18 protein-coding genes are annotated in these 16,797 nt (G+C 45.6%); 8 read left to right on the forward strand and 10 right to left on the reverse strand.

The features are described 5' to 3' along the window. Positions 1-18 precede the first annotated feature (18 nt). The 3 genes from K0C01_RS07640 to K0C01_RS07650 are packed head-to-tail and all read right to left on the reverse strand — an operon-like array spanning position 19 to position 2,592. The gene (locus tag K0C01_RS07640) at positions 19-873 is read right to left on the reverse strand and encodes a hypothetical protein (RefSeq protein WP_221169124.1); all 855 of its coding nucleotides are present in this window, start codon (positions 871-873) and stop codon (positions 19-21) included. Continuing rightward, positions 870-2,078, reverse strand: a complete 1,209-nt coding sequence (priS, locus tag K0C01_RS07645; protein WP_221169125.1) for a DNA primase small subunit PriS — start codon at positions 2,076-2,078, stop codon at positions 870-872. Before priS ends, K0C01_RS07640 begins: the two co-directional genes overlap by 4 nt. Before the next feature lie 40 nt (positions 2,079-2,118). Then, positions 2,119-2,592: a GNAT family N-acetyltransferase gene (locus tag K0C01_RS07650; RefSeq protein ID WP_221169126.1), complete on the reverse strand. Its 474-nt coding sequence runs from the start codon at positions 2,590-2,592 to the stop codon at positions 2,119-2,121. Between the two features lie 365 nt (positions 2,593-2,957). Between K0C01_RS07650 and K0C01_RS07655 the strand changes: the two genes are divergently transcribed. The 3 genes from K0C01_RS07655 (at position 2,958) to K0C01_RS07665 (ending at position 5,495) form a co-directional block, all read left to right on the forward strand. Then, positions 2,958-3,368, forward strand: a complete 411-nt coding sequence (locus K0C01_RS07655) for an archease (protein WP_221169127.1) — start codon at positions 2,958-2,960, stop codon at positions 3,366-3,368. Between the two features lie 55 nt (positions 3,369-3,423). Next, a complete protein-coding gene (locus tag K0C01_RS07660; RefSeq protein WP_221169128.1) occupies positions 3,424-3,891 on the forward strand; it encodes a PH domain-containing protein in 468 nt (155 codons plus the stop codon). 143 nt (positions 3,892-4,034) lie between these two features. After that, positions 4,035-5,495, forward strand: coding sequence for an RtcB family protein (locus K0C01_RS07665; RefSeq protein ID WP_221169129.1), 1,461 nt, complete (start codon positions 4,035-4,037; stop codon positions 5,493-5,495). A gap of 71 nt (positions 5,496-5,566) precedes the next feature. On the opposite strand, the gene K0C01_RS07670 is transcribed toward K0C01_RS07665, so the two are convergent. After that, entirely contained in the window at positions 5,567-5,947 is a 381-nt protein-coding gene (locus tag K0C01_RS07670) for a DUF7969 family protein (RefSeq protein WP_221169130.1), read from the reverse strand. Between the two features lie 68 nt (positions 5,948-6,015). On the opposite strand from K0C01_RS07670, the gene K0C01_RS07675 reads away from it, so the two are divergent. Together K0C01_RS07675 and K0C01_RS07680 are read left to right on the forward strand one after the other, a co-directional pair. Beyond that, positions 6,016-6,867 carry an eIF2B alpha/beta/delta subunit family protein gene (locus tag K0C01_RS07675; protein WP_221169131.1) on the forward strand — a complete coding sequence of 284 codons (852 nt, stop codon included), beginning with the start codon at positions 6,016-6,018 and terminating at the stop codon, positions 6,865-6,867. A gap of 16 nt (positions 6,868-6,883) precedes the next feature. After that, positions 6,884-7,084, forward strand: coding sequence for a DUF8149 family protein (locus K0C01_RS07680; protein ID WP_221169132.1), 201 nt, complete (start codon positions 6,884-6,886; stop codon positions 7,082-7,084). A gap of 81 nt (positions 7,085-7,165) precedes the next feature. On the opposite strand, the gene K0C01_RS07685 is transcribed toward K0C01_RS07680, so the two are convergent. Next, entirely contained in the window at positions 7,166-7,915 is a 750-nt protein-coding gene (locus tag K0C01_RS07685) for an MBL fold metallo-hydrolase (protein ID WP_221169133.1), read from the reverse strand. Between the two features lie 216 nt (positions 7,916-8,131). On the opposite strand from K0C01_RS07685, the gene K0C01_RS07690 reads away from it, so the two are divergent. Next, positions 8,132-10,873, forward strand: coding sequence for an ATP-dependent helicase (locus tag K0C01_RS07690; protein ID WP_221169134.1), 2,742 nt, complete (start codon positions 8,132-8,134; stop codon positions 10,871-10,873). 9 nt (positions 10,874-10,882) lie between these two features. On the opposite strand, the gene K0C01_RS07695 is transcribed toward K0C01_RS07690, so the two are convergent. The 4 genes from K0C01_RS07695 to K0C01_RS07710 form a co-directional block, all read right to left on the reverse strand. Beyond that, positions 10,883-12,106, reverse strand: coding sequence for a lactate racemase domain-containing protein (locus K0C01_RS07695; RefSeq protein ID WP_221169135.1), 1,224 nt, complete (start codon positions 12,104-12,106; stop codon positions 10,883-10,885). Positions 12,107-12,181: 75 nt separating this feature from the next. Continuing rightward, positions 12,182-12,559, reverse strand: coding sequence for a hypothetical protein (locus K0C01_RS07700; RefSeq protein ID WP_221169136.1), 378 nt, complete (start codon positions 12,557-12,559; stop codon positions 12,182-12,184). 35 nt (positions 12,560-12,594) lie between these two features. Beyond that, complete coding sequence (locus tag K0C01_RS07705) at positions 12,595-13,413, reverse strand: Nmad3 family putative nucleotide modification protein (protein ID WP_221169137.1); 819 nt, start codon at positions 13,411-13,413, stop codon at positions 12,595-12,597. A gap of 11 nt (positions 13,414-13,424) precedes the next feature. Then, positions 13,425-14,144 (reverse strand): fumarylacetoacetate hydrolase family protein, encoded by a 720-nt coding sequence (locus K0C01_RS07710; RefSeq protein ID WP_221169138.1) that lies wholly within the window; start codon positions 14,142-14,144, stop codon positions 13,425-13,427. Between the two features lie 95 nt (positions 14,145-14,239). Between K0C01_RS07710 and K0C01_RS07715 the strand changes: the two genes are divergently transcribed. Further along, positions 14,240-15,166: an SDR family NAD(P)-dependent oxidoreductase gene (locus tag K0C01_RS07715; protein ID WP_255568239.1), complete on the forward strand. Its 927-nt coding sequence runs from the start codon at positions 14,240-14,242 to the stop codon at positions 15,164-15,166. Positions 15,167-15,181: 15 nt separating this feature from the next. Here the strand turns inward: K0C01_RS07715 and K0C01_RS07720 are convergent, their stop codons facing one another. Beyond that, positions 15,182-16,093, reverse strand: coding sequence for a cation diffusion facilitator family transporter (locus tag K0C01_RS07720; RefSeq protein WP_221169140.1), 912 nt, complete (start codon positions 16,091-16,093; stop codon positions 15,182-15,184). 461 nt (positions 16,094-16,554) lie between these two features. Between K0C01_RS07720 and K0C01_RS07725 the strand changes: the two genes are divergently transcribed. Continuing rightward, on the forward strand, positions 16,555-16,788 hold the full coding sequence (locus tag K0C01_RS07725; protein WP_221169141.1) for an Lrp/AsnC ligand binding domain-containing protein: 234 nt from the start codon (positions 16,555-16,557) through the stop codon (positions 16,786-16,788). Positions 16,789-16,797: the final 9 nt, after the last annotated feature.

Here is a 16,797-nt window from a genome sequence, read left to right on the forward strand (position 1 = left end):
GTCCTGTATTCACCGTTCTTAATCGATCGGTTCTGCGACCTCACCATCAATCAGTGGCTCCGCATTTTTCTCCGGTAATGATACAACGTCGTTAACTGCAAGATCGTATTCGCATTCATCAATCCCGACAATTGATCCAATATCATCCAGAATTTGAACCGTTGTTCTACTTAGCTGATCTGCCTCTGCTGTCAAATGCTCTTTTCCTCCGTCTGTCGAAGCCTCAACAGTATCTTTTGTTGTTTTGTCTGTCTGGTCTTGATCGGACTGCATCATGTCAGCAGCACTGACAGACTCAGATTCTGTTCTATCAAGAGACTCTGATTTATCCTGTTCTTCCTGTGGGCTTGGAGGATCCGGAAACTCCGAAGGCTCAGAATATTCATCCGAGGTATAGTGTTCAGTGTCTGTTGTGTGCCGTGTCGTAGCGTTTGAATCGGATTGTGTATCTACATTCTCTTCATTGTTCTCTCTGTCTGATGGTGATTCTCCGCTAAGGATGTCCAGTACGTTCGATTTGTTTTGCTCGATGCGAGCAACAAGATCTTTGAGTAATTGTTCTTCTTCTGTTGTCAGGCCTTCTCGTTCTGTTTTGTATCCGGCAGCGTCCAAGGATGCGTTTTTAACGATTTTTCCCATCCGACGTTCGTATATTGACTTTGTGACGTCTTTCGCTGTTTCAATTTCATCTGTTAACCGCCGAATCTCTGTTGAACTAAATGGATCATCAACCTCTTCGGCGAGATCTTCACGCTCGGATTCGAGTTCACTGATGTATCTCCCAACTTTGGCATAGAAATTATCTTCTAACGCTTGGAGGTCGTCCATTTGCCGTTCTCGGGACTGAACCGAGCGCAGTTCATCTAGATTCATTCTTTTTCCTTTTCAGCGTGGCCTCTGGTCATTAGGAAGACACCCAAGTATTCTGGATACGAATCGAGGCCCTCTGTTAGTTCAAAACTATCCCCACCTAATTCAATCTTACCCCATGAGTCTTCATCATATGGGGGGTACTCAGATAAATCAGTTATCTCAATTGTAATGTCGTGTTTTGTGAATGCTTCTGGGACGGCATCGACTAATGGATCAAAGTCTGAGATTTCATCCCGGTCAATCCGCTGTACTTTTAGCCCACTTCCACCGTGTAGGCTTCCAGGTAACCGGATTAGACGATGAGTATCTGTCGTTACCGGCTCGTCAATCGGAGCTCGTTCGTTCTTGATTGTTTCTTCAGTTAACTTACGAACTATTTTTAAAAAGGCTGAGTGCAAGTCAATATTTCCTTGCTTGATTGCATCAGGATTTTCTTGTATTGCTCGTAAAATTGCTGTCGTACTCTCTGTGCCAATACCCTCAAACGACTGTAAACGCATTGTAGCTTGCTTTTCATCAATCGTCTGTAGTTCCGAAACTAACTCAACCAACTGCTCGTGGACTCGTCGTCCCCAGCCACCATTTGTTCGAAGCGTTCGTTTCTCTGCTGGACTTTTTCGACCAGCTGTTCCTTGAACAGCCTCTGTGTCAATAATCTGGTCGACTCCCACGTCAACACCTCGTATGTACTCAACAATCTCCCGTCGATCCTCTCGATCTAATTTCTTTACACTCTCATCCCGAACATGTACATGATACCCTCGACTTCCTGAAAAGACAACTGTAAGATCAGTAAAATTGAAATCTTCCTCAATAAAAGAGAGCAACCTCATTAACGCATCCTTACACGCTGTGAGCATCGCTTTGTACGTTGTTTCATCGGGGTTGATTCCTGGCAGGTGATCCGCATCTAGATCAAACACCAGATCTGAACCTTGCCAGTTCTTTTCTTCCATTGTTTGTGCTCCTGGCGTTTCGTAATATCCTGCAGAAAAATATACGTGCCGTGGACGTCGGTCAGCAAGAAACTCACTTACAGACCCGATGTCAACCAACGACTGATGCCGTACCATCGTTGTTCCGTCAGGCGAAAATGGAATATATCCCCATTCGCGTTGTCCAGCATCTGGAGGCGATAATACATTGGCTCGTCGGTAGTAGTCTCGAAAACGACCGCGTAGATACGCTCGGGTCCGGTCTTCCATCAATGAAGCATATGCATGATGGGGCTAAAATAATGCCGAACTAGCGGAGAATTTCAGAGATTCGATCCGTAATCCCACCCTCTCCTCCAAGACGAAGATAATATGCGTCTCCTCCATCCTCGTAATAGCCTTCGATATGACGCTCTGCTTCGAACCCGACTGATTGGTAGAATTTTAGTGCTTGCTCATTCGTTGCTCGTGCGTGACACGTAACTGTCTCGTGATTCTTTGCAACACGTTCAATCAACTGTCGGCCGAGTCCTTTTCCTCGATATCTGGCATCAATTGCGAGAAAAAGAATATACCCATCTGGCCGCACGGCAGTAAACCCCCCCAGTTCCCCGTCGATAATAATTGCATGAACTTTCGCCCGTCGGTATGAATCCGCAAAAAAGCCCTTCCGCTGTTTTAGAATACCCTCTGATCTCCGAATCCGCTCTTTGAGCTCCCACGCTTCTTCGAGGTAGTCGTCTTCCCCGGGTTCAATCACGACGGCTCGTAGATTGACGCTCACTGCAATACTCTAGCAGACTGGATTATATAACAGTTATTGACGGCTCAATTGATTTTTAGCCTTACAGTTTTTGAGGTAGCAAGGATTCAGCTTTAGCCGTGGGAATGGATCAATTGCCGTTTATATATTGAGAAAGCAGATTGTATATTCCAGAACTCGAATCCGAGGTAGTTGACTTTGCAAATATGGGGCACTCAATATGTCTTGATCATGCTTTTTCTGCTCTGGAGAGCAAAACCTTTGTCTCAAATGTCTCGTAACCTACTGATAATGCGGAAGTTTATTTGAACTACACACACACACAATTATTTCAGAATAAGAATAACTTTTGCAGTAGACTACAATTATATCATAAACATATAGATATGACCTACAAACTCGTCGATCATACCGCTGATATCGCTGTTGAGGCGACTGGCGAAACACTTGGTAATGCTTTTGCGGCAGCCGCGGATGGCATGGCTGCTGCAATCTGCGATGAGATTCCAGATACTGGAGACCGCATTAGCATCGAAGCTGAGGGCGAATCAAAGGAAGCAGCACTATTTGAGTATCTCGATGAGCTTATTCTACAGCGGGATGTCCAACATATCTTACCAGTTGATAATACCGCCAAGGTTACTGAAGTAAACGGCAATTGGATTGTAGAAGCGTCGACTCGGGGCGTACCACTTTCTGAGGTTACTGCCCGTGAGATTAAGGCTGTAACCTATTCTGAGATGAATGTCGCAAAGACCGATGATAGCTGGTCTCTCTATGTTGTATTCGATGTTTGAGTGTCTCAGTTGAAATAACGATACTTATCCAAGTGTATCGTATATATTTATACTAATGTCACCGGTTGACTGGAATTCAATTACTAACGAGGAAACTGTGCTCTGGACCGGCCGGTCACATTATGTACTTGCATTTGGACTCTTCCTTCTTGGAGTGACACTTGCAGCCACTGGGGGTATAATTCTTTGGTCCGGTCTTACCGGTGGTTCGCTGCTTCTCGGTCTTATTCTTGGCTTACCGCCGATCAATATCGGACTACTGGTTGCACTTCTTGCTGGTCTTCGTCGGATTTGGACACACTATGCTGTGACCAACCATGCTGTATATAAATATCGGCGAGGACCCCTTGGTGGAATTACTCGAATCCCGCTCAATAGCGGATCTGTCACTGTTCAACAGGATCTGCTAAGTCGGGTTGTCTCAGCAGGCGACCTTGTTGTTAAATCTGGGGATGAAACGCACATATTGCCTGCAGTTGGATCCCCTGAGCAGGCTGCTCAGAAGATACGTGACGTATTTTAACTTTTACAGGCTATGTCCCCGTTATCAAGGAACGACCAAGGGAGACAAGCAGGTATACGGATAGTTCATTCCTCAAATACTGCTCTGATATCTGTCTGATTTTCTCCGTAACCGTTACCGGCGTTCTATGCATAGAAAAATATATGACTACTTTCGAGGCCGATGATATCACAATAGAGAAAGTTCGTGAGCATGTATGGGAAATCCCTCGTGAAGGCGATATGCGCGTCAAAGCTAGAGTTTACGCAAGTGAACCGTTGCTTGAAGAGATTGCCCAAGACAAAACACTTCAGCAGTTGAAAAACACTACTCATCTCCCTGGCATTGTCGAACCAGCTATCTGTATGCCGGATGGCCACCAAGGATACGGATTTCCAGTCGGTGGGGTCGGCGCAATTGACGCTGAAAACGGATGTATCTCTCCAGGTGCAGTTGGATACGATATCAATTGTGGCGTCCGGATGATAAAAACTAATCTTACGTATGCTGATATTCGCGGTAAAGAACGGGAACTTGTCGATACTCTCTTTGAAAACATCCCGTCCGGACTTGGTGGAGGTGGGATTGTTGAGGTAGACCGATCAACGCTTGATGAGATTCTTGAACGCGGAGTTAAGTGGGCGGTTGACGCTGGCTACGGTGTTGAATCTGATCTTGCACATTGTGAGGATGAAGGGTATCGGCCAGAGGCAAACGCTGATAAAATCACTCAGGATGCCAAAGACAGAGGTAAAAATCAAGTCGGGAGCCTTGGAAGTGGTAACCATTTCCTTGAGGTACAGCGTGTCACTGATATCTATCGTGATGAGGTTGCTGAACAGTTTGGTCTCGAAGAAGACCAAATTGTCATCCTCATCCACTGCGGTTCCCGCGGGCTTGGCCACCAGACATGTAATGATTACCTACGAGAGATTGAGAAAGCGCACCAAGGCCTGCTTAACAAGCTTCCAGACAAAGAGCTGGCAGCCGCTCCTGCCGGTTCTCAGTTAGCTGAAGATTATTATCAGGCTATGTGTGCAGCGATCAACTTTGCATGGGTAAATCGTCAGCTTATCACTCATCGTACTCGACAAGTGTTCCAACAAGTGTTTGACCGACCATGGGAGCAGCTTGATATGGAGCTTCTCTACGATGTCGCACATAACATTGCAAAAAAAGAGACACACACTGTTGAGGGTAAAGAACGCGAACTCTATGTCCATCGAAAAGGCGCAACTCGAGCGTTCCCGCGTGGCCATCCAGAGCTTCCTTCAGTGTATAAAGATGTTGGGCAACCAATTATTATCCCTGGTAGTATGGGTGCTGGTAGCTATATTCTCCGCGGTGGCGACAAATCACTTGATATCTCATTTGGATCGACCGCGCATGGGGCAGGTCGGCTAATGAGCCGCACTCAAGCTAAAAAAGAATATTGGGGGGAAGATGTTCGTGATGCACTGGAAGACCAGCAGCAAATCTATGTTCGAGCACAGAGTGGTGCTACTGTTGCTGAGGAGGCTCCCGGTGTGTACAAAGACGTAGACGAAGTCGTTCGTGTGTCCGATGAACTCGGAATTGGCGACAAAGTTGCTCGTACATATCCGGTTTGTAACATCAAAGGATAACCGAGAAAGCACAACGAGTCTCCCGGTATCTGTTGTAACAGAATTTGATGAGTCCTCATCGTGTTTTTCAACTATCTTTGGAAATCAAACCGAGGCTCATCTTCAAGCCACGGTCCGCTTTTGACACGACTGCCGTCTTTATATGTGATAAAATTAAGGTAAAATTGCCGTCCACATCCGTCTGGGTGTTCCCGTTCTGTTCCTATTCGGTCATCTACACCACAGACCAGCGCAATACCATCCTTTTCTTCTCTATTCTCATCTGTTAATGAACTATACTCGTACTTTTCAATCGGCGTTGCGGTCACTGATTGATCATTAAGAATTGCTGGCCGTTTTAGAACATGGATAGTGTCACAATATGGGCACGTGTATGTCTGCTCGATCCTTGTTGTCATCTCTATATTGTTCAGGTATACTATGGTCTGCTGTGCAATATCGGTTCCCCTCATTCCCCGTTGCTTGTACAAGACTTTCCGATAAGGCCTTTTGCTCTGGGGTACGTCATTGTGACATAGCCATGATAGATGAGACTGCCGCTGAAATCGAGGCAATGCGTACCCATAGCTCCTCTGAGGTGGCCATCAAGGCTGCTGAGGCACTCCACACGTTGACCACTCGTGACCGATCCACGGTTTCTGAGTTCAAGCGCGACCTCGAACACAATATCGGAGTGTTACGAAGAGCCAATCCGTCACATGCTACCCTTGAAACTGCCCTCCGTGAAATTGAGGATGCAGTTCTTGATACCGATCACACGTCGGTTACAGGTGCAGTCGATGCACTTGCAGAAACAATTGATACCGTAACTGAGCGTATCCAGACAGCCAAACAGGATGCTGCATTGAATGCTGTATCATTATTCTCCGATGGGGATACCATTCTTACTCATGACTTTTCTACAACAGTCATGGCAGCTATCCGGGAGGCGGCAGAGCAGAATATCTCTCTTCAGATATATGTGACAGAAGCTCGTCCCCGAAATCTTGGTCGAAAGACAGCCAGAGAGCTTGGCAAGATTGACTCTGTTGACGCTACGCTTATAGTCGATTCTGCTGCAGGCTCATACGTTGATGAATGTGATTATGTTCTTACTGGAATGACATGTGTTGTCGATGATCAGTTGTATAATCGAGTTGGCACGTTCCCAATTGCTGCCGCTGCCGCACAAGTAGATACACCGTTTTATGTAACTGGCGCTAGCACGAAAGTGATTGAATCTGGTTTCGTATTTGAAAATGACTACCGTGATGCAAGTGAAGTGCTCCGGGAGCCCGCCGAAGGATTCTCTATTGAAAACCCATCATACGATGCGACCCCAATTGAACTCGTCAACCGGATTGTCACCGAAAAGAAGATTATATCTCCATGATTTTTCATAACTAACTATGGCCGATGAAGAACCTGATGTCCCCGTTATGTGTCCCGAATGCGACACCGAGACTACTGTCCCTCTTTCCGATGTTGAATCAACACTTGCTGACCACAATGAGGAGCATCACGGTGGTGATACTGTTGCCACTGTCACCCCGGAAATCAAAGAGTATATTGCCGATCTCGTAGCTGAAGACTTAGACCTTCTTGACTAACGACAACTAACTTGCTTTTCTGCAGGAAGCTCTCTCAATAACTTGTACCTGATGGTTGTGTGCCAGTATAGGCTCAACACTTTATGGATCCTTGTTAATCTGAATTGATAGTCCATCTTCAGCAATTCGTACATCTGTGTCGATATATCCCTGCAATGAATCTAGCATTTCTTCGTGTTTTCCTTCTGTGTGCGGGTATAGATGTGTTAAGTATAGTCTTCCAATCTCCGGGTTTGACTTTGACAGCATCTTTCCGAGCGTTTCAGGCGTTGGATGATTTGAAACTTCGACTTCATCAGGAAAAGAACAATCATGGGCAACAACGGCTACCTCGTCAAAAAATGTTCCCAGCTCTTCAAAGGGTTCGGAATCGCCACTGAACGCAAAAAAATCACCGATGCGATACGCAAAACAGGGAAGCGAATGCTTTGTCTCTCGGGCTTGGATATTGAACCCAGCAATTTCATGAGATCCCGCTTCAATTTCTCTTACTTCAATATCTAGCCGATCCTGCATATATTCGTGAGCTTCAAACAGGTTATCTACGAGTGTCTTTGTCCCCTCTCCACCGATAATTGTTAGATCTTCTTCCCCTGATAACCAGCGAGCTTTACATAGTGGCATCAAATCAGCAATATGATCGAGATGATGATGCGTTAATAACACTGTAGAGATTTCTTCATATCCTGGTCCATATTCCTCTAGTCGATGTAATACCCCTGACCCACAGTCAATTAATATCGACTGTTCGTCCTGTTGAACAGCAATCCCGGTCTGCATACGTTTACCAGCCGGCATTGCACTGCCCGTCCCAAGAAACGTAACTCGCATGACGTATAATTACGTTTTTGCTTTCATACGATTGTTGGTCTTTTGTGTCCTGTATGCAAATAGGACCTTACAAGCGATGTGAGGAAGTGATGCATAACCTGATTTCGAGAAGACTGACATCATTGCAGATGGAATTAACCGTTATGAGGTTTAAGAACAGGCAATAGCTACTGAAGATGAGAATACACTTACCGGCTCAGTGTTCAATATATCTCGATGACTTGGCGGCAGCACCTTCCTGCCGAACTTGATCCAGCGGATGTCGCTGATAGTGAAATCATTGAAGAGTTTACGCCCGTTCTCCAGAAATGGTGGGTCGAATCGTTTGGTGAATATGTTCCGGAGAATAACGGTCTTTTTACCCCACCACAGAAGGAAGCAATTCCTTTGATTGCAGATGATACAAACGTGCTCATCTGTGCGCCAACTGGGAGTGGCAAAACTCTTGCCAGCCACGCCGCCATTGTTGATGAACTTATTCGCCGTGAACGCCGAGACGAGCTTGAAAATTCTGTGTACTGTCTCTATATCTCTCCATTAAAATCTCTTGCTAATGACATTTATCGTAATCTAACTGAACCACTTTCTGATATTGATGAAATCGCAACACAACGTGGAGAAGAATCGATTAACATTCGGCATGCGATTCGGCATGGGGATACCGATCAACAGGCCCGGCAAGCTATGCTTGACCAGACGCCACACATCCTCAATACTACACCTGAGACGCTAGCGATTTTGCTTAACTCTCCAAAGTTCAAACAAAAGCTTGAGACTGTTGAATATATCATTGTTGATGAGATTCACTCGATCGCTGATAATAAAAGAGGAACACATCTTTCTGTTAGTCTTGAGCGATTAGAGGAACTTACTGATACATCACCAACGCGAATTGGATGCTCTGCCACAATTGAGCCACTTGATGAGGTTGGAAAATTTCTGGTTGGTAAATCAGAAGCCAATGGTTCATTTCGTGAGTTTGAAATTGTTGATGCTCGTTTTGCTCGTGACTTTGATTTAGAACTACTCACCCCAGTGGACGATTTGATCGGTACAGCTCCTGAAACAGTAACTGAGAAGTTCTATGAGCAACTGCACGATCTAATTGAGTCGCATACAAATACAATTGTCTTCGCAAATACTCGATCTGGTGCCGAACGAATCCTCCATAACCTTCGTGAGTACTTCAATTATGATGAGGCTAATTCCGGATGCCACCACGGAAGCTTATCGAAGAGCCAGCGAGAGCACATCGAGGAAGGGCTGAAAAATGGTAATTTCGATGTTGTAACATCCTCGACCAGTCTGGCGCTTGGAATTGACATGCCGCATGTCGATTTGGTTGTCCAAGTTGGATCTCCAAAGTCAGTTGCTGAACTTTTACAACGTGTTGGTCGGGCAGGCCACCGCGTCGGACAGACTGTTACAGGGAGAGTAATCGCTCTTGACCGAGATGAACTTGTTGAATGCGCTGTCATGGTGAAAAAAGCTGAAGAGGGTTTTGTTGATTCAGTTGATATTCCTGAACGGGCTCAGGACGTGGCCGCACAGCATGTCTATGGTATGGCAATCAACGCGATCCGACCGGAACACGAAATTAAGGGTATCCTCCAACGTGCTTATCCATACCAGGATTATACTGACGACGAATTTGATCAGCTTCTACGGTATTTGACAGCAGAATACAGTGGTATGGAGGACCGGAATATCTACGCTAAAGTTTGGCGTGATACCAACGATCCACCATCTGGAGAACATCACTACGATGAATACGAGGTCGGTGAACAACTGATTGGCAAGCGAGGTCGTCTTGCCCAGATGATATACATGACAAACATCGGTACGATCCCAGACAGCTTCTCCGTGGATGTATTTACGCGTGCCGGCAACGAATGGGTAGGACAACTCGATGAAGAGTACCTTGATACATTAGAAACAGGAGATGTGTTTGTTCTTGGTGGAGAACACTTTGAGTATCGATATCGACGTGGATCAAAGGTATATGTCGACCGGACATCGGCACGTCCAACTGTTCCTTCTTGGTATAGCGAACGACTGCCTCTCTCATTTGATCTTGGACGTGAAATTCTCCAGTTTCAGCGTGATTTACTCTCCATATTGAGGCATGACGGGAAAGATGCGGTTAGATCATGGCTTGCTGATCTTCCGCTGGACGAACATTCTGTTCGAGCACTCACCCAAATGTACGTCCACCAGGTTCAGTTTGCAGGAGAAGAAAGCATCAGTACTGATCGTCGGTTCGTCATTGAGGAAGAACTAGACCGAGACGAATATCGCCGACACTATCATATCCGTACTATTTACGGACGAAAATTTAATGACGGACTTTCTCGGCTACTCGCGTACCGATGTGCACAGGAGACAACAGCAAATATTTCTGTTGCTGTTGCCGATAACGGATTTACCGTTTCAATGCCGCTTAACCGTAAAGTAGACCTCGTCGAAATCATAGAAAACCTTGATCCAACTTCCGTACGACAACAATTACGAGCGAGTTTAGATGAAACAGATTTGCTTAAGCGTTATTTCCGAATCAATGCAACTCGATCACTTATGATCCTCAAGCGTTACAAGGGGACCGAGAAGTCAGCTAGCCAGCAACAAGTTTCAAGTGAAATGATGCTTTCTTACGCCCAAGATCTTGATGACTTTGCCGTCATTGAAGAAACTTATCGGGAAATCCTAGAAGACAAGCTTGATATAAATGCCATAGAATGGCTCTGCCAGCGCATTCAAGCTGGGGACCTTTCTGTCCACAGCATGACCGTTGATACTCCTACTCCTCGAGCCTTTGGATTAGCAACACTCGCAGCCAGCGATGTCGTACTCGCTGAAGATGAAAGTGCAGTTTTACAAGAGTTCCATCAGCGGGTGTTATCTGAAATTGGTGATGGCGATGAAAATGCTTCGGCAACAAGTAGTCAAGAATCATCGTAGGTCTCAACACTATTTCTTTGGTATTAGTAGGGTGTTGATTGCGTCTGGAACAATTAGTATATCTGCTGCTGTGTCAATTGCTGTGTTGATACTTTCTTCTACTTCCATGTGACATTCTGTGACTACTTGTGGGTGTTCGCTATTCGTAATCGTCACTGTATGCTGTTGCAAGACCTGGGATAAGACAAACGCTCGCTGCGCTCCCGGGTCGTATCCATCCTTCATTTTATTGTACAGCGCCTCAGGTGACTCCGATTTAATAAGCTCCCTGTAAAATCGCTGTTCTCCCGCACCATGTCCAGCCCCGTTTTCAAGTCTCGCCGGAACGATGATCGTTCCGTTCTCTTTGAGTGGGTTTACTGCTCCAAGCGCAATGTATGTTGCCGCTCGACTTGCTTGGTACAGGTTCTTATCTTTTGGGCCATCAATGCCGGCGATAACAGTATCGTATGTCTTCTTGATCGGAACAGCCAGCGCCTCCTGTGCTGTTGATGCTAACTCTTCTAAGACAGCTGTGTGATCTCCAGCACTTACACCAGTTATATTACCTGAACAACGCGTGATATTAACGCAAAAATCAATCCCAATCAGATCTCCGGCTTTGTTGATTGCCTCTCGAAATGGGTTCCCCATAATCCTCCCAAGCCGTATACCATCTCGGTCTAGCATCTTAGGACCGTGTGTATACCTGATAAGCTCCTCACCTCCAGCTCCAATAACCACCGTTTTTGCTCCGCCAGAGAATCCTGCATATTGATGCGGCTCAACGATTCCGGTTGTGATTACAGTGTCGGCTTCGTATATAACAGGATTGACCTCCACGGGTACACCGTCTACTTGTCCAACTGTAACAACATCACTAACATCGTGATTTACCGCTAACTCTGCGTGTGATCCTAATAGTTCATTTAATTCTTGGCTGCTTAATTCCGCGTGTAATCCGGTTCCAACTACAATTGTTATTTGACTTTTTGCAACTCCAGCTTGGTTTAGCCGCTCTATCAGTGCCGATACTAGTGTCTCTGTCGGCGTCGACCGAGTTCTATCTGTGGTAACAATGGCAATTGTATCGTCTTCTGAAACTTGTTTTTGTAACTTCTCTCCATGTGGATTTGATATGGCATCTACTAACGCCGCCTGTATTTCAACAGCCTCGTTTCCTGTTGGTTGTGCTATTTTGACGTTGGGCAAATTGACGGATATTGACTCTGTCCCAAGTGGAAGTTGTACCATTCACCGTAGCATCATTCGACTGTGGTGATTAAGTTTTCACTCCCCGCAATAAACCAAGTTTGCATCCCTCTAGGATCAAGACAATCTTCCATACAAAGCGGCGACTGAATTTGGCCATTCAACAGCGAGCACTGGTAAGATCGCCTTTACTTTTGCTTCGTTTTGCTCAATCCATCGCTCTCTTTTTTCCATCTCTTGATTCCACTCTGCTGTCGTGCTGATGTTGAGTGTTTCCTTTGTATATATCTCCCCGCCAACCTCGACAGTCCCATGAAGCGACCCACAATCTGCACAGCGAAGTGCTGCGACAATAAAATACTCTTCGACCTTTTCTCGAATCTTCTCATCATATCCTTCAACTTCATCCGCTGAGATTCCGGTGGATGCACAGGAGTAACATAGTGAACTACGTGATCCAAGTTGTTTCCCGCAGTATAGACAGTTCTGTGGCACAGGATTGCTTCCCTCGGAATCTATTATAAACCTAGTCAGGTTCGTAGCCAATAACCATCTGGAACAGTTGTTGTATGCGTTTCAATCCAACTTGCGAATGACTGTGATTCGATTTGTAATTTATGCGCTTTCTTTATACCACCAAGGTAGGCGTTTCGATCTTGGTTTCCCCCTGGGACTGGCTGTAACAGTTGCTGTGCCTTGTCTGTCATGTAATGATGCCCTCTTCCTTGATGCTTGCTGATTCGAATTGCTTTTTCAAGCCTGCCTCCCGGGGTCTTTCCATCAACAAGTACTGCTTCTTTGTCTATCTTCCCGCTTGCGTTGAACCGCTTGATGTGTGCATTTTCCCGAAATGTATCTTTTATGTCTGCGGCTCCCCCTTTTGTTCCGATCTGGTCACTTATTCCTTGAATATCACAAACTGAATTTACAGTCATATATCCAATCAGATACCGATGCGTGTATGAGTGACTTTGCTCGTTTTTCAAGCCCGTATAAAACGCGATTATATCTCCTTGCTCAAGCGACCGTAGTAACTTTGTGTATGCTGGTCTGCTTCCAGTTTCGCCGTAAGTCAAAGCATCAAAATTTGGGTCATGGTGAACTGGCCATTCTTCCATTTGATCTCCGCTCACCGTATGTTCCCCATTCCCAGACGGGTCAATCTTATCGAAAAATTCTGCAGCTGATCGTTCCTGATGCCGTAGCTCAATCGACCCATATGTTTTTGATTCAACTGTCGGGTCGGACTCCGGTATTGGAAGATACTCAAATGAATTATCGGGGTAGATTGGTGGAACTGGTGAAACATTTGTTGAGTCTGCCCCAATCCCGAGTAATGCGACGGTCATAGTCCTATACACTACTCATTGCTTGCTACTGTGTTCTCTAATGTTCCAACACCCTCATACCAGATTTTGACTTCGTCACCAGGTTCAATTAGACCAGGGTTTGCTGGACTTCCGAATGCAACTACATCCCCTGGCTGAAACGTGTATCGGTTCGAGAGGTGGGAAATAAGTTCAGCCGGTTTGAATAACATTTGCTTTGTATTGGCTGACTGTCTCATTTCGCCGTTGATGTGGGTTGTCATTTCTATTCCTACCGGATCAATGTCAGTTTCAATCCATGGTCCGAGCGGTGCTGATCCATCAAACGCTTTTCGTGCTGTTCTTCCTGGTTGATCAAGTGCGTCAACGTCGTTCATAATCGTATATCCTCGCACTACTTCGCTGACTTCGTCTGGCTGTATGTCTGTACATTTTGTATCAATCACTGCTGCTAACTCTCCTGCGTATGTTAGTTCCTCTGTCCACTCTGGGTATTGAATTGGGTCTTCTGTTGCAATAACGGCTCCGTGGTGTTTTAAAAACCAGTCTGGCTCTTCTGGTCGCTCGTATTCCATCTGCTCGAGCGTTTCAGCATAATTTCGTCCGACACAAAACAACGTTGACGGTTCGCAAGGGGCAAGTAGTTCTGCCTCTCTACCCAGTTCATATTTTTTATTATCGGTATATATGTGGCCATCTCGATGCTCGCCCGTGATAACTCCGTCCTCTGTTTTGACTCGTGCCAGTTGCATAACAGACGTTTCTGACTTGTTCCTATGCCCGTTTCGGTTTAGTATGCATGATAACAACCGACTTGTTCTTGTACTCCCTAATAGCTATCATGGCTGTGTCTCGTCCTGAAATCAAGGCTGGAGTTGCTGACTTAGACCTATCTGATCATACTGTTCTTGTTACTGGTTCGACCCGTGGTGTCGGAAAACAGACTGCACTAGCAATGGGAAGGCTTGGTGCAACTGTATTTGTACACGGTCGTGATCGTAAGGCTGGAAGAGATGTCGTCTCTAAGCTTGATCAAATTGGTGCATCTGATTCTGAATTTTTCGCTGCCGATTTCTCTGATCTTCACGCAGTTCGAACAATGGCTGCGGATATCGCTAACAGAACTAATTCACTTGACGTATTAATAAACAATGCTGGTGGATATTTCCCGAACGCTGGCACAACTTCCGATGGATTCAGTTATACTTTCTGTGTAAATCACTTGGCACCATTTGCGTTAACTGCAGAGCTTTGGTCGCTTGTCAATGCTGCTGACGGGCGTATTGTTGTTACATCATCGGCTGCACATCGTGGTGCTTCACTTGATCTTGATGCAATAACTTCCCCTGATGGACGGCTTGGATTTCAAGTATATGCTCAATCGAAGTTAGCCAACATCCTCTTTGCAAATGAACTCAATCGTCGGTCAGTTAATACCGGCAGTTCTGTTCGAGCAAATAGCATACACCCTGGAGCTATTCCGGGTAGCGGATTTGGAAGACACGCACCGTTTCCGTTTTCACTGATTCCTAAACTTGTGCAAGCACTTCCAGACCGTGTCGAAGATCGTATTGCAGATACGCCTGCTGACGGTGCAGCAACTGTAATGTATGCCGCTGTTTCTCCTGAAACTAGCGGGATTGGTGGAGCCTACTTTTCAGACTGTCAACGCCAGTCTCCTGCTTCAGCTGCAACGAATGAGCAAACTGCGGTTGCGCTCTGGGAACGTAGCGAAGAACTTCTTGACCAAACGTTTTCAATTCCAGAGGTGTAGTGACCTGCGTAGTGTCTAGTCGTCAATAGCTCTCTGCACCTCTTCGCTGTCGTCTTTCATATCAATCGGATCAAGGTGAATATGCGCATCAGATACATCATCCAAATCTATGGTCTGATTTCGCAGTTTTGTCTCAAGGTCGTGTGCCTGCTGGAAGGAAAGATTATGTGGAACTTCAACATGTGCTTCAACCTCTAAGCTTGGTCCTTCGTAAAATACAACAAGATCATGCACGTCGTAGACCTCTGGATTATTCTGTAATGTCTCTTTTATCATCTGTTGCTGTTCTGTTGAGGCCGCTTTCCCGGATAGATACTCGATATTTTCTTTTGCTATCTTAACACCTTGATAGATGACTAAGACACTTACAAGTGCTCCAGCAGCAGCATCAAAAATCGGATATCCTAATGCAACCCCGAGTACACCAAGCAGTGCTGCAACTGATGTGTATAGGTCGTTCAAACAATCAACAGCGAGTGCTTTCAGTGCCGGAGCACCTACCTCTTCATTCATTCGTGAAGTATACCAGTAGATGAAGTACATATCCAACATCGCGATGAGAATCCCAACTACCAGCAGTGGGTGGAATGTCACATCTACCCCATATGCCAGTCCTGTTACTGACTCATACAGGAAATTTACGCCAAGTAATACGATCACTGCCCCGACAAATAGAGCCGTAAGTGGCTCAATTCGGGCATGTCCATGTGGATGTGTTTCGTCTGGATCCTTGAAGCGACTCTCTCCCCAGATGTAGACTACAAAGCTCGCAACTAAGTCTGCGATTGAATGTGCTGCATCTGCCAGCAGCGCAATACTACCGAATAGCAGTCCGACTGCCCCTTCAACAATGATCTTAACTGCATTTCCGATTATGTTCGCGATCGAAGCTCGGTTAAAACGCTGCTGGTCTGAGAGACCTGACACATCCTTTTTAGACCCTGTCTAAATTTGAATATTGGCATTAGCTCCGTCAAATAATCGGATTTCACAAATCTATACTGACAGTGTTCTCTTTTCAAACGATAATCAAGGTAGGTCTTCTCTCCACCGGGGCAGACCAGTTGACCCAGACACATGTAGTTCTCTTCAAATGAGGATTTCAAGATAAAATCTGCTTCAGTGTGTGATCTTAATAAGAGTATTGAGTAGGAGAAAATCGGCCTCAGTACTCATAGGGATCGTCTTTCCTGGTTGCCGACGCCAGGTCTGACTGGTATATTCATCATCGGCCATCTGTATGTATGTGAGTCCCGCATATCTGTTTTTCTTCATGTCTCTCCTGAAGTACTTCGGTGTCAAGCCCCGAAGCACGCTGCCTTCTCTGTAGAAATATCAATGCAACCAATAATGGTATGTATTTTCATACCAAACTAAATATGAAGACTATGACCGATGCATATGTTCACGTTGTTGCTGAACCGTCTGCAATACAACAAGCAGCGAATGCCATTGCTGGACGCGATTCCGTCTCAGCAGTTCATCTTGTGACTGGTGAACATGACATTACCGTTCAGCTTGAGGTTGAAAGCAAGGAAGATATTGCATCAGTTGTAACCGAAGACATTCACTCAGTGATGGGTGTTATTGACACCGAAACCCATGTTGCATACGAGCCGTGAGTATCACCA

This window comes from Salinarchaeum sp. IM2453 (assembly GCF_019693215.1).
GTDB lineage: Archaea > Halobacteriota > Halobacteria > Halobacteriales > Salinarchaeaceae > IM2453.